The following is a 13,907-nucleotide window of genomic DNA, read 5'->3' as shown; positions in this document are numbered from 1 at the left end:
ATCAATATCAACCTAAGTTCGGGATTAGACGTATTGTGAACCAGTCATATATATATTAGTTATAGAAGGTTTTTTCTCTTTTAGTGCATAAGCTGTAATTCCAGCTATCAAATTGACTAGAAAATTAAGTATGCTTCTATGCCTGGAATGTTCTATCTGGCTAATATTTTTGAGCTGATCTATAATAGTTTCAATTATAGATCGTTTTCTAAGCATCAGTTTATCCCAGAGTGGCATAAAAGCATTTTTCATATTTTTTCTGATCTGGGTAATGAGTTCCACGCCTTTCTCGATCAGTTTTTTAAATAAATCTTTGCTTATGTAACCTTTATCGGCAAACATTTTACCCATCAAGTGTTTACACAAATTTTCTACAGGAAGCCTATCATTAGTTTTACCTGTGGTCAGTTGAAAATTCATAATTTCTCCTAAATCATTGACTATCAAGTGTAACTTTAATCCAAAAAACCAACCGGTGCTGGTTTTACCTTTAGTAGCAATCGATTTAAAAACCCTGTGCGTATAGGCTCTTTTGATATGGCAAACCTTGATGGCTGTTGCATCCATAAAATAACAACCTGTTTTTGTTTTAGAAAGACTTTGTGTAAAACAGTACAAGGGAGCTAACGTTCTTTGGATCAGTTCTACAAATCTATTCTAGCTTACTAACTTTCCAAATTCACTAGAATGAAATTTCTGTGAATGAACATAATAAAACTTAAAATTTCTAAAACCAATCACATGAAAGGCAATAAGAACAGTCATTATTTCACTCAAAGTTAATGAACAAGTTCTAGTGGGTTTTCTTTTAGAGTTGGTTAACAGTTGTTTTTCCATATACGGCATAAACTTTATGAGAAATTCATTAACAGCATAATATATTTCAACTAACTTTTCTACATTCATAACTGGCTCCTTTGGATAATCTGGTTAGTATTTTTTTATCTCCAAATTTAAAACACAAAGAAGCTTTTTAAAGCTATTTTTTAACAAGCTAATCCCGAACTCAGGTTAAAAATTTATAAAATTTGTTTTATAGACAGTTAAATAGGTAGTTGAATAACAAATAATTCTGATAATCAGTTTATTACATATATTATATTTATAAAATTAGATATAAAAACTTGTTAAATAGGTGCAAATATTAACTAAATAATTGATATTAAATTGTTGTAAATCAGTCAAATAAATCCAGAACTCACGTTAAAACTAAACGATACGGAAAATAAATTAAAATATTTTTGTCAGATTTTTTCAGTCCAGTATAATCACGTGAGTTCTGGATTTATTTGACTGATTTACAACAATTTAATATCAATTATTTAGTTAATATTTGCACCTATTTAACAAGTTTTTATATCTAATTTTATAAATATAATATATGTAATAAACTGATTATCAGAATTATTTGTTATTCAACTACCTATTTAACTGTCTATAAAACAAATTTTATAAATTTTTATTAATATTGATTATCAAATGAAAAAATAATCTAATCCCGAACTCACGTTTTTAGAGTCATACAATAAATTAATCAGATGGGTAGAAATAAGATTAGGCATTTTAGTTCGGAAGAAAAAACTAAGATAGTATTCGCTTTACTAAAAGAAGATTTAACGCTAGTTGAGCTGTCTTCCAAATATGGCGTCACTAGTAAAACCCTTCAAAATTGGAAGTGTCAATTTTTAGAGAATGCCTCTATAGCCTTTGATCCATCAAAGGTTGTTAGTGTGTATAAAGAGGAAATTAGCACACTTAAGCATCAAAACGATGCACTTGAGAAGGCTTTAGGAAAGGCTACCGTTGAGCGAGATTGGGCAGTGGGAAAGCTAAAGAGCTTGGATTTACTAAATAAGCAAAGTCTTGTCAGATCCAAGCTTCCCAACTTATCCAAGGCAAGACAATGTGCATTATTATCGATACATGACTCTTTGATATATTACAAAGCTAGGGAATTAAGTGGTTGTTAAGCATACAGACTTATTAAAAAGGCATAATATTCAAATCTCTATGAATGGCAGAGGTAGAAGCATTGATAATATTGTAATGGAAATATTTTTTACAACCCTAAAATATAATTCCATATTTATCAATGATTTTAAAAATATTAAAGTGTTAAAAGAGGGAATTAACAGGTACATTACTAAATACAATTACCAAAGGTTTTATTCTAGTATTAATTATCAAAAATCTATGAACGTCTATCTTAACCATGTAAAATTGCTGGACTAGCAAATGGGAAAAAATAGAAAATAAAATTAAGAAAAAAATGTCCGAATAAATCAGTCCAGTATACTTTTTTGTCCGATTTTTTCAGGACACTAGTTGCACCAAAAGGGCAACTGTTTCTTCAACTTCTGCACAGGTAGTATATTTGCTGAAGGAAAAACGTATGGCATGGTTGGTTTCTTTTTGCAAAGCAGCTATAACGGGCGAACCCAAAGCACTACCACTGGTACAAGCACTTCCTGTAGAAGCCGCTATACCATGAATATCCAAATTGTAAATCAGCATATTATGCTCTTTCCAGTCAGGCGATGAAATATTTAATAGGTTGGGACTGCTTTGGGTTAAGCTTTCGCTATGGCCATTAAAGGTTATATTGGGCATATGTGTTTTTAGTAACGCGATCATATGCTGCTTAATAGCTAACAAATGTGCAACCACTTTTCCCCTATCTCGGAAAGCGATTTCCAATGCTTTAGCCATTCCAACAATATGGGCTACATTTTCGGTGCCTCCGCGCATATTTAACTCTTGACTACCTCCAGTAATAAGGGGTGCAACAGAAACTTTAGCATCAACATAGACAAAGCCAATACCTTTAGGTCCATGTATTTTATGGGCAGAGACAAGGGCAAGGTGGCAAGATAAGAAATCAGCAATACAACAATAGATGCCTTGAATCGTATCTGAATGCAAAAATGCGCCATATTTTCGACAAAGCTGCCCCATGGCCACGATATCTGTTATATTGCCGATTTCGTGATTGACCTGCATAAAACTCACCAAAGCATGAGGATGTCCCTTTAGCCACTGCTCTACTTCATCCAACATGAAGTCTCCAGTTTGGTTGACCCGCACATAGGATAATTTAATCTTCCCCTGCTTGGCTAACGCTTCTAGTGGCATCCGTACGGCAAGATGCTCCAATGGAGAAGTCAACACATGCATAATGTGCATGGCATCTATAATCCCCCTTAATAGCATATTATTCCCCTCTGTGCCTCCAGAGGTAAACAATATTTCAGAAGGCGCAACATCGAATAATCCAGCTATTTTTTTTCTGGCTTTTTCAATGGCTGCTTTTGCATGGCAACCATAACGATGCACAGAAGAAGGGTTGCCACATAAATTGGCCATATAAGGCATCATAGAGGCCAATACTTCTGGATCTAATTGGGTAGTAGCTGCATGATCTAAATAGATATCCATAATAGGCATTTATATCACACTTTTACATTCTTTACCCCTCCATACATCCTGTATAGTGCAACATCTGACGGGCCAGCCTTTTAATGTCTTCAACTGGAGTGGTCCGACTTACCTGTACCATCACTTCAAATAAATTTTTACGCATAGGGTCAAAATGACCTACACGGCATTTGGTGTGATGCTTGGCTACAATACAATCTAACACTGCATTCGTATGCAAATCTAAGTGAAACAAATAGTCAAAAGAAGTCTCTATAAACTTTTTTATACGGTCACTTTTTACCTTCCCCAAAATAGTAATGGCATTATGTCCAAAAGCATAGCGTAAATTACTGCTGGCATGTACGCAGTCTTTTGCTGTAGTGTAACAAAGCACACTAACTTTTTTATCCAAATTTTTTAAATCTCGAATAAAACGTTGTACAACTTCATGCTTGGCGGGACCCTCATAGCTATACAGTACGCCTATGGTGGTTGCTTGGTTTAACCCTACATTACTGCGCACAGCAGTCTTATTTTTTGAGACAAAACGGGTAACAATGCCTAAAACAAAAAACTTAAAACTTAAGTATAGACGCATCATTGTATCATCTTTATAAGATCATTTTCTTCTAAAATGGGAATCGTCCATTGCATTGCCTTGGCCAACTTTGATGGACCAGCTTTGATCCCTGCTACTAAATAATCGACCTTAGCAGACATAGCAGACAATACCCTTCCTCCTGCTTGTTCAATTAATTTAGTCAATTCCTCTCTTGTAAATTTTTGAAAGGTACCCGAAATAACAAAATTTTTTGAGGATAAAGGCAAGAAGGTATCAACTGTTTCTGGTAGCGCAAACTGCAGTCCCGCAATTTGAAGCCCACGAAGAATGGCTTGTTGGTAAGGGTCCTGGAAGTAATCCAATATACTCTGCACAATTTTCTCCCCAATATCTGGTAACTGTAACAGCTCTGCTTCAGTAGCCCTTTTCAAACGCTCCATAGACCTAAAATGTACAGCTAGTTTCTTGGCTACCGTCTCCCCTATATGTTTAATGCCCAAAGCAAACAATACGTTATCAAAAGGTTTTGTTTTGGACGTCTGAATATTAGATAATAATTTTTGTGTGGATAACGCTTGAAATCCTTCCAAACTATTGACCGCCTCGTAACGCAATCTATAAAGATCTGCTGCAGTTTGCACCAATTTAGCCTCCAACAACGCATCAAACGTTTTAGGTCCTAATGTACCAATATCCATAGCTTTTCGATGGGAAAAATGCAATAAGGTGCCTTTTAATTGCGGCAAACATTGTTGCTTATTGGGGCAATAGTAAGCAACTGTTCCTGGTGCTCGATGGAGTGGTGTGCCACAAGCAGGGCAAGCACCAATAAAAACAATGGGCTTGCTGGTTGTATTGCGGCGCGTCCTATCTACACCTACTACCTTGGGAATAATCTCCCCTCCTTTCTCAATAAAAATCGTATCGCCCAAATAAAGATCTCGCCTAACTAGTTCATCTGCATTATACAAAGATGCACGACGCACCATAGTGCCCGCCAATGGAATTGGACTAAAATGGGCTACTGGCGTAACCGCACCTGTTCTGCCTACCTGAAAACTGACCTTGTTTAAGGTGGAATAGGCCATCTCTGGTTGATATTTATAGGCAATGGCCCAACGGGGCGATTTTGAAGTCATACCCACAATACCTTGCTGATGGAGGTTATTTACTTTTATCACGATTCCATCTATATCGACAGGTAATTCTTTTCTATGTTGCGCCCAATAATGGATGTAGGTCATTATTTCCATAACATTATGACATACTTTATAAGTAGGTGCAATAGAAAAACCTAGTCTATCTAGCAACACTAGAGCTGCTTCTTGAGTAGCACAATGATAAGATGAGGCATAAAAACTATACCCATAAAATGTCAATTGACGTTCCTTAACTAAATCTACATCTAATGTTTTTAATGTGCCTACTGCAAGGTTACGGGGATTAGCCCATAAGGGTTCTCCTTCTGCTTTACGTCTACTATTTAATGCTTTAAAAACAGTTTTGGACATAAAGGCTTCCCCACGTACTTCAAATGAGGAACATGGGGCACCTTGAATTTTTTGGGGCAAGTGCAAACATTGGGTCACATGGTGGGTTACATCATCTCCTTTTTGACCATTACCACGTGTTACCGCACGTACCAAATCGCCCTCTTCATAAAGGATACTTAATGCAACGCCATCTATTTTAGGTTCACATATAAAATCTACAGTTGCATTTGGAAGCATTTTTTTTACCCTTACAACAAATTGCTCTATTTCTTTTTCTGAATAGGTTTTAGCTAAAGAGAGCATAGGGGTTTGGTGATAGACCACTGCAAAACCTTTAGAAGGTCGATCTCCAATCACTTCAGTTGGAGAGTCAGGGCGCTTTAAATGCGGGTAGGCCTGCTCCAATTGAGTCAACCGTTCCAATAATTGGTCATATGCATAATCGGAGATTTCAGCAATCCCCTTTTGAAAATAACATTCATTGTAGTAGTGCATTAAATCTACTAAACGTTTGATTTCCTGACTGATATCGGACTGTTCCATGGATGAGTTACTGCATATATAAAACTTAACCTATTCTTTTCTAGCTTCAAGGCATCTACTCAGCCTTCTGACAGCACTACCCATTTTGCCAGTGACCTGACACAGATAGGCCTCAACCTAGCCAACTACAATAAAAATTCGACCAATGCCGCGAGGGTAGCTCCAAGTAAACTGATCCACAACGTAAGCTGGTTCGAATGATGATTGGGACTTGCTTCAAAAAGCATAGTAGCCGAAATGTATAAAAAATTACCGGTTACAATGGATAATAATATGATACTACCATAATCAGAAATATAATGGTTGGCATAGCTACTTAGCCACAACCCTACTGGAGCGGCTAAAGCAAACAGCGTTAAATAGAACAACATCCGTCGTACGGATAGGGTAAATCCACTCAACACAATCATTAAAGCAACCGCCTCTAGAAATTTATGAAGCATCATGCCAAGTAAAAGCCCCTCTTGGGTAGCATGATCGGCATGACCATGGGCCAAAAGGGTACCATCTAAGAGCGCATGCAATGCTATAGAAGTTAAAAAAGAAAGTATTTTATAGTTTTTTACACAATAGTGGCCTGAAGCTGGAGCAATAGAATGGCCATGCTCTACGCCAGCGCTAAAGGTTTCAATAAAACGCTGCAAAAAAAATCCAATCATGATATAGCCCCCAACATGAATGGCCATAACCTTAGAAATAAAGAGCTCAGGCATTAGATGCAAAAAAGTGTTTGCCAATAAGTAACCACCCGAAAAAGTTAGCAAATGTGGTAAAATGTTAATGGAACATTGCGCAATAACGACTAGGCCACCTAGTAATGCTGAAAGAAAAAGTGCAAAAAACGCTACAACCATTATCAATTCATGCTCATTAAAAGATCGATAGATCTTATATCCCCTAGTTCAATAGGGTTATGCAACACGTACAGCTACCCGTAATCGTGCACTTCGGGCACGACTGTTTCTACCTACCTCCTCTATAGAAGGTAAAAAAGGCTTTTTTTGTAGTGGAACAAAAGGACGTACTAGATTACCATAAGCATCTTTTTGCACTTGTCCCAACACATTTCCTGTATTAAAAAAGTTTTTAATGAATCGATCCTCCAAAGAGTGATAAGCAATAATGGCCAAACGCCCTTTAGGTTTAATCAATTCAACACTATGCTTTAACAACCTCTCTAATGCACCAAGCTCATCATTCACTTCAATACGAAAGGCTTGAAATACCTTTGCAAGGTACTGATTTACTTTTAGTTTAGGGGCAAATGGCTCAATAATAGCTTTCAACTGATAGGTCGTTGCAATAGGTGCACGGTTGCGTGCCTTTATAATGGCCTTGGCAATAGCAGTTGAGCGGACCACTTCCCCATAAAAATGCAATATATAAGCCAACTGTTCTACTGAATAGGTATTCACCACCCTCTGCGCCGAATGTGCGACATTTGGATCCATCCTCATATCCAATACGCCATCAAATCGAGTAGAAAAACCACGTTCTGGGGTATCTATTTGGTGCGAAGAGGTGCCTAAATCTGCCAGTAAACCATCTAATTGTCTGATTCCATAAAAGTTTATAAACTCCTTTACAAACCGAAATGATGTTCTGATAAAGGTGAAAGGCTTACCTCTAAACAAGAGGGCCATTTTAGCAGCCTCTGGGTCCTTATCAAAGGCAAATAAATAGCCGCTGGAAAGCGATTCAACTATTCTTCTTCCATGGCCCCCTCCTCCAAAAGTAAGGTCTGCATAGTGCCCTGTTGGTACTATAGCCAATCCTTTCATCACTTCATCTACCATTACTGGCATATGGTAGTTCTCTGAAATAGTTGTAACCATGCATTAAAAATTGTAGATTTTTAAACTATTTATAAAGATAATGAGACCCTTTGAAAATACAAATAAACCAGTACAGGTAAGCCAAATGGTTATTGAAATAAATAATTATTAAATGTATAAGATGCACTACAACAGAAATAGGTTTTTATCACGTTGTCTAATAAATAGAATTTGTATGCCACAAAGAAATTTAAAACAAGCCGTTTTTTCGGCCATTTAGTTTTTTTATGAAAAGTAATGTTAATGAAACATGCATGTGGGTTTGGGTGGGTTGCCATTATTAGTAAGCACCTCAGTTCGGGATTATACGTATTGTGAACCAGTCATATATATATTAGTTATAGAAGGTTTTTTCTCTTTTAGTGCATAAGCTGTAATTCCAGCTATCAAATTGACTAGAAAATTAGGTATGCTTCTATGCCTGGAATGTTCTATCTGGCTAATATTTTTGAGCTGATCTATAATAGTTTCAATTATAGATCGTTTTCTAAGCATCAGTTTATCCCAGAGTGGCATAAAAGCATTTTTCATATTTTTTCTGATCTGGGTAATGAGTTCCACGCCTTTCTCGATCAGTTTTTTAAATAAATCTTTGCTTATGTAACCTTTATTGGCAAACATTTTACCCATCAAGTGTTTACACAAATTTTCTACAGGAAGCCTATCATTAGTTTTACCTGTGGTCAGTTGAAAATTCATAATTTCTCCTAAATCATTGACTATCAAGTGCAACTTTAATCCAAAAAACCAACCGGTGCTGGTTTTACCTTTAGTAGCAATCGATTTAAAAACCCTGTGCGTATAGGCTCTTTTGATATGGCAAACCTTGATGGCTGTTGCATCCATAAAATAACAACCTGTTTTTGTTTTAGAAAGACTTTGTGTAAAACAGTACAAGGGAACTAACGTTCTTTGGATCAGTTCTACAAATCTATTCTAGCTTACTAATTTTCCAAATTTACTAGAATGAAATTGCTGTAAATGAATATAATAAGACTTAAAATTTCTAAAACCAATCACATGAAAGGCAATAAGAACAGTCATTATTTCACTCAAAGTTAATGAACAAGTTCTAGTGGGTTTTCTTTTAGAGTTGGTTAACAGTTGTTTTTCCATATACGGCATAAACTTTATGAGAAATTCATCAACAGCATAATATATTTCAACTAATTATTTCTACATTCATAACTGGCTCCTTTGGATAATCTGGTTAGTATTTTTTTATCTCCAAATTTAAAACACAAAGAAGCTTTTTAAAGCTATTTTTTAACAAGCTAATCCCGAACTTAGGTTATAAGATTATTTTTGCTGTTCGCATGATTAGTTTGTAACTTTAAAATAGAGAGCTTACCTTAGGGGTAAGCCGATCACCTAAACGCATAAGCTTGTGGAACTGGCCAATGTAATTTTTTTTTGATTGTACAGAATGATGAAAAAGCATACAGTCCCTGATGTCAACGCTTGGAATCTGCATCAACTTGCAAGAGCGGTAAGCCAGCATGCAAATGACATAAAACAATCCTGTTCCATTATCCAGGAAGCATATCAATGGGCAGAGCACTTTGGAGAGCAAGTAGACAAAGCTACATTCAAGCCTTCGGTAAAAGAGTCACTACAAGTAGCGATCATTGCTACTACGGAGATGTCTTTAGATCTGCCTACTGCTATAGCCGCGATCTTAACACCAGCTTTTTTAGCAGGATTGATTAAAGAAGAAGCTGTTGAAAAGCGATTTGGCGCAAAAGCAACCTCCATATTGAAGGAACTGGAAGCACTAAAGCGCTATAGATTGCGTAATGATACCATTCGTAATTATCCGCATCATCCTGATATAAATTGCCACCATATTGTAGCCATTTTGCTACAAATGTGTGACATCATTCGTGTACATTGTAGCGGTGTAGCTTTGGAAAATCTAGATTCAGAATTGGTCCATTCTAGTGCTCAACTATTGCTTGATCTAAAATATTTTTATATCCCACTCTCGCATAGAATGCGGATGTATGATATTCAAACCAAATTAGCAGATTTTTGGCTAAAGCATACAGATACACTTAGTTACTATGCCATCACTGCCAAACTTGGGATGACTAAAATGAAAAGGCAACAAAAGCTAAATCTTATTGCTGAGGAAGTTCAAGCCGCTCTGCAAACACGTGGCATTCATTTTATCATAAAAAAACGGATTAAATCTGTTTATTCTATTTGGCATAAAATTAAAAAATTAAAGATTAGCTTTGACCAAGTACATGACCTTACTGCCATCAGAATCATTCTAACCAATATGGATGGTAAAACGTTACAAGAGGAAAAAGTAGCTTGTTGGAGAATGCTTAGTATCATTAGTAATCTTTATAAGCCAATGTGCAATATTATGAGGGACTGGGTCAGTACACCAAGAGACAGTAGCTACGAATCGCTTCATCTTACCTTTGAAACCTATAAATATGGACAATTAGAAGTACAAATACGTACAGAACGCATGGATTATATAGCGGAGCATGGTAAGGCAGCACATTGGAGATATAAGTATACCCTATAGGCGCAAATCAAACAGTGGCGTAAAAATTGGTGGTTTTCAGATTGCGCTTTATGGACTTCATCTGTCTTTTACCTAGTTGTTCAATGATTGTATAATTGTCTATTAATCTATGGTAGATCTTACCTCCATTTATACTGCTTTCTTTTTTAAAAAAAGGATGCAATGGATGGTTGCGATTACCTTTTTGATTTGCGTTACTTTATATGCGATACTTGGTCTGCCTAATGTCCATGCAACCAGTTGTTTATTGCTTATTCCAAGAGGGTGTACACGCTACCAACTCAAAGAGCAACTAAAAAATGAAGGATATATAAGAAATGGAGCTGCCTTTTTATGGGCAGTCTATTTGTTGAAGTACCATCCTAAAAATACACCCGGCCAATATCGACTCATGGGTAATATAACCAATTGGCAATTGATCAGGATGTTGCGTGGTGGTATGCAGCATCCCGTTAAGCTTACTTTTTCCACCGCGGCCAATACAACTTCGTTAGTAGACCAACTGATCAGCCGTATAGGTGTAAACAAAGAAGCACTATGCAACTTGCTACATGATGCTAAAAAGTTATCTTCCTATGGATTTACGCCAGAAAATGTATTAACCATGTTTATTCCAGACACCTATGAGGTATACTGGACCATTACTGCAGAACAACTTTTATCAAAAATGCACCTGGCTTATCAACGTTTTTGGAACACAACACGGATGCATAAAGCAAAAAAAATACAATTAAGTCCAATTGATGTTTCTATTTTGGCTTCTATCGTGCAAGCGGAAACAAATGATCCACAAGAAGCAGCTATGATTGCAGGGGTCTATCTAAACAGACTAAAACGTAATATGCCGCTTCAATCCTGTCCAATGCTTATCTATGCACTGAGAGAAAAGCAACTGCTTATTAACAGAGTGTTGCAACAAGATACCTATATCGATTCGCCTTATAATTCTTATCGTAAGAAAGGTCTACCACCTGGACCTATTGGTTTACCCAGCGTGGCTATGATTGATGCGGTACTCAATTATGTGCCACATGATTATCTTTTTTTTTCAGCGAAAGAAGATTTTTCAGGGTTGCATTACTTTGCGCGTCATTATAGTGCACATTTAAAAAATGCCTATAAATATAGAAAAGCCCTGGATAGGCTACAAATTATGCATTGAAGCTTGAACTACGCACTCGTTCTGTGCAAATGCGATTGTATATCACCCAGTTGAGCGGGTAGTTAAATAGTCATCCCTGAAATATTATATATTTATTTGTTAATCAAGATAAATATGATTAAATTTGTATTGTAGAATAACCAAATTTTGCGTTATTTTGTATAAAAACCTTGCAAAATAAGGATGAAATCTAAGAGAATATATCATAATTGTGATAGGTTATTTGAGCAACGCTTATCTGGTTTTCTTAATCCCAAACAGGCTTTATTTCAGTTAGCTGATTCCATTCCTTGGCACTCCCTAATATCAGATTTAGACCGCTATTTTAGCCATGGTCCTGGCCAACCTCCTTTACCTATTCGTTTGATTGTAGGTTTGCTCGTTATCAGCCATATGTATCGGATTTCTAATGGCACTCCGGCACAGGTGTGAAACAAATGGGGTGTAAGTCCCCAGACTCTAATTTGTCTATTTCAGGAGTCTAGAAGGAGGTTGGATTTGTGAAGCGACTTACAGGTTCAAGTTACTTTTAAATGCATCTGCAAAATAGCGGGCTGCAACAAAAGTGAACCCAAATTAGCCTCGTTAAACCTTTTAAGCGCATTTGCCGACTGTCTAGTCGCTACAGGAAGACTGATAGTAGGATGGAAAAAATAGACCATAACCATCTTACAAGTTCCGGGGTGTTAGGGGTTGCACGCTATGAATTGTATACTGGACTGATTTCTTCGGACAAATTTTCCTTAATTTTGTTTCCTACTTTTTCCCATTTTCTAGCCCCCATTTTTTAAATACCTAAGATAAACACTCATAACGTGAGTTCGGGATTTATTTGACTGATTTACAACAATTTAATATCAATTATTTAGTTAATATTTGCACCTATTTAACAAGTTTTTATATCTAATTTTATAAATATAATATATATAATAAACTGATTACCAGAATTATTTGTTATTCAACTACCTATTTAACTGTCTAATAAAACAAATTTTATAAATTTTCATTGATATTGATTATCAAATGAAAAAATAATCTAATCCCGAACTCACGTTCATAGGTTTTTGATAGTTAATGCTAGAATAGAATCTTTTATAATTATACTTGGTAATGTACCTATTAATTCCCTCTTTTAACACTTTAATATTTTTAAAATCATTGATAAATATGCAATTATATTTTAGGGTTCTAAAAAATCTTTCCATTACAATTATAATCAATACCTGAGTTCGGGATTAGATTATTTTTTCATTTGATAATCAATATCAATGAAAATTTATAAAATTTGTTTTATTAGACAGTTAAATAGGTAGTTGAATAACAAATAATTCTGGTAATCAGTTTATTATATATATTATATTTATAAAATTAGATATAAAAACTTGTTAAATAGGTGCAAATATTAACTAAATAATTGATATTAAATTGTTGTAAATCAGTCAAATAAATCCCGAACTCACTTTTTTATTTTTGGTAACTCTACGAAATTGGCTATTTACAGATTCCAAACATTTGTTGTGTAAATGACCTTACGCATGGCATTAGGGTACTGTAAAAATACCATCAGATTATCCCAGTTAGCATACCAAGATTAGGCTATTTGTGGATATTGTTGATTCCACTTAGTAGCAAAAGCTTCTAAGGCCATCAATGCTTTTTGCTCGGTAACTGCTGTATAAATTGGTTTTAAATCAGCAACTAATACCTTTCTATGTTTATAAGAAACATACTGCAAACTACCCCTAATTGCATGAACAATACAGAGCTGATGTTCCGTTTTTAGGTATACAGCAGCAATGGCCTCAGACATGCCTGACAAATTATCTGTACATGCAATGAGCATATCGTTCATACCCCGATTTTTGAGTTCTGTTAAATTGCCTAACCAAAATTTAGCCCCTTCATTTTCACTCATCCAAAGCCCTAAAACATCCTTTATGCTAGATCTATCTATACCTAAAGCAACATAGACTGCCTTGTTGATGATGCGCTTATCTTGTCTAACTTTAACTACAAAGCAATCAAAAAAAACAATAGAATAGACTGATTCTAAGGGACGATTTTGCCATATCTTAACATCTTCAATAACAGAGTCTGTGATGTTACTTATCAGGCTTTCACTTACTTCTGCGCCATATAATTCCTGTATTTGAATCTGAATATCTGACAGACTCATACCTTTAGCATATAATGCTTTTTCTACAAGACGCTTACTTAATTGTTTGAGTAAGCCGTCTTGATCAAAAAGTCTGGAAAGGTCTACACCTGATTCTATCAGTACATCTATGGCCTTGCTTATCCTATCTTTAACTGTCTCTTTTCTTTTCATTGTTTTAAGTGTTATGATTTAGGT

10 protein-coding genes and 4 pseudogenes are annotated in these 13,907 nt (G+C 35.7%); 4 read left to right on the top strand and 10 right to left on the bottom strand.

What is annotated here, in order from left to right; translation table 11 throughout:
* Nucleotides 1-24: 24 nt before the first annotated feature.
* A pseudogene (locus NBW36_RS01445) lies at nucleotides 25-906 on the bottom strand (IS982 family transposase).
* Between the two features lie 632 nt (nucleotides 907-1,538).
* Here NBW36_RS01445 and NBW36_RS05495 point away from each other — a divergent pair.
* Nucleotides 1,539-2,232: pseudogene (locus NBW36_RS05495) on the top strand (transposase).
* A gap of 81 nt (nucleotides 2,233-2,313) precedes the next feature.
* Here the strand turns inward: NBW36_RS05495 and NBW36_RS01430 are convergent.
* From NBW36_RS01430 to NBW36_RS01405, 6 genes and pseudogenes are all read right to left on the bottom strand, one after another.
* Nucleotides 2,314-3,444: a cysteine desulfurase family protein gene (locus tag NBW36_RS01430; protein ID WP_250238634.1), complete on the bottom strand. Its 1,131-nt coding sequence runs from the start codon at nucleotides 3,442-3,444 to the stop codon at nucleotides 2,314-2,316.
* Between the two features lie 22 nt (nucleotides 3,445-3,466).
* Nucleotides 3,467-4,018, bottom strand: a complete 552-nt coding sequence (locus NBW36_RS01425; protein ID WP_250238633.1) for a DUF6913 domain-containing protein — start codon at nucleotides 4,016-4,018, stop codon at nucleotides 3,467-3,469.
* A complete protein-coding gene (gene ligA / locus NBW36_RS01420; RefSeq protein ID WP_250238631.1) occupies nucleotides 4,015-6,015 on the bottom strand; it encodes an NAD-dependent DNA ligase LigA in 2,001 nt (666 codons plus the stop codon). The genes NBW36_RS01425 and ligA overlap by 4 nt, the downstream gene beginning before the upstream one ends.
* A 125-nt stretch (nucleotides 6,016-6,140) precedes the next feature.
* Entirely contained in the window at nucleotides 6,141-6,869 is a 729-nt protein-coding gene (locus NBW36_RS01415) for a ZIP family metal transporter (RefSeq protein ID WP_250238629.1), read from the bottom strand.
* A gap of 57 nt (nucleotides 6,870-6,926) precedes the next feature.
* Entirely contained in the window at nucleotides 6,927-7,850 is a 924-nt protein-coding gene (gene rsmH, locus NBW36_RS01410) for a 16S rRNA (cytosine(1402)-N(4))-methyltransferase RsmH (RefSeq protein ID WP_250238627.1), read from the bottom strand.
* 303 nt (nucleotides 7,851-8,153) lie between these two features.
* A pseudogene (locus NBW36_RS01405) lies at nucleotides 8,154-8,975 on the bottom strand (IS982 family transposase).
* 304 nt (nucleotides 8,976-9,279) lie between these two features.
* On the opposite strand from NBW36_RS01405, the gene NBW36_RS01400 reads away from it, so the two are divergent.
* From NBW36_RS01400 to NBW36_RS01390, 3 genes and pseudogenes are all read left to right on the top strand, one after another.
* Nucleotides 9,280-10,392 carry a RelA/SpoT-related domain-containing protein gene (locus NBW36_RS01400; protein WP_250238625.1) on the top strand — a complete coding sequence of 371 codons (1,113 nt, stop codon included), beginning with the start codon at nucleotides 9,280-9,282 and terminating at the stop codon, nucleotides 10,390-10,392.
* A gap of 109 nt (nucleotides 10,393-10,501) precedes the next feature.
* Entirely contained in the window at nucleotides 10,502-11,554 is a 1,053-nt protein-coding gene (gene mltG / locus NBW36_RS01395; protein WP_250238623.1) for an endolytic transglycosylase MltG, read from the top strand.
* Nucleotides 11,555-11,737: 183 nt separating this feature from the next.
* Nucleotides 11,738-11,965, top strand: a pseudogene (locus tag NBW36_RS01390) (transposase); the annotation flags it as partial.
* Nucleotides 11,966-12,072: 107 nt separating this feature from the next.
* Here the strand turns inward: NBW36_RS01390 and NBW36_RS01385 are convergent.
* From NBW36_RS01385 to NBW36_RS01375, 3 genes are all read right to left on the bottom strand, one after another.
* Nucleotides 12,073-12,216, bottom strand: coding sequence for a hypothetical protein (locus NBW36_RS01385; protein WP_250238621.1), 144 nt, complete (start codon nucleotides 12,214-12,216; stop codon nucleotides 12,073-12,075).
* A 357-nt stretch (nucleotides 12,217-12,573) separates the two neighbouring features.
* Nucleotides 12,574-12,759, bottom strand: a complete 186-nt coding sequence (locus tag NBW36_RS01380; protein ID WP_250238620.1) for an integrase core domain-containing protein — start codon at nucleotides 12,757-12,759, stop codon at nucleotides 12,574-12,576.
* A gap of 386 nt (nucleotides 12,760-13,145) precedes the next feature.
* Complete coding sequence (locus NBW36_RS01375; protein WP_250238609.1) at nucleotides 13,146-13,883, bottom strand: IS256 family transposase; 738 nt, start codon at nucleotides 13,881-13,883, stop codon at nucleotides 13,146-13,148.
* Nucleotides 13,884-13,907: the final 24 nt, after the last annotated feature.

This window comes from Cardinium endosymbiont of Oedothorax gibbosus (assembly GCF_936981045.1).
GTDB lineage: Bacteria > Bacteroidota > Bacteroidia > Cytophagales > Amoebophilaceae > Cardinium.
This window is presented reverse-complemented; position numbering and strand designations above follow the sequence as displayed.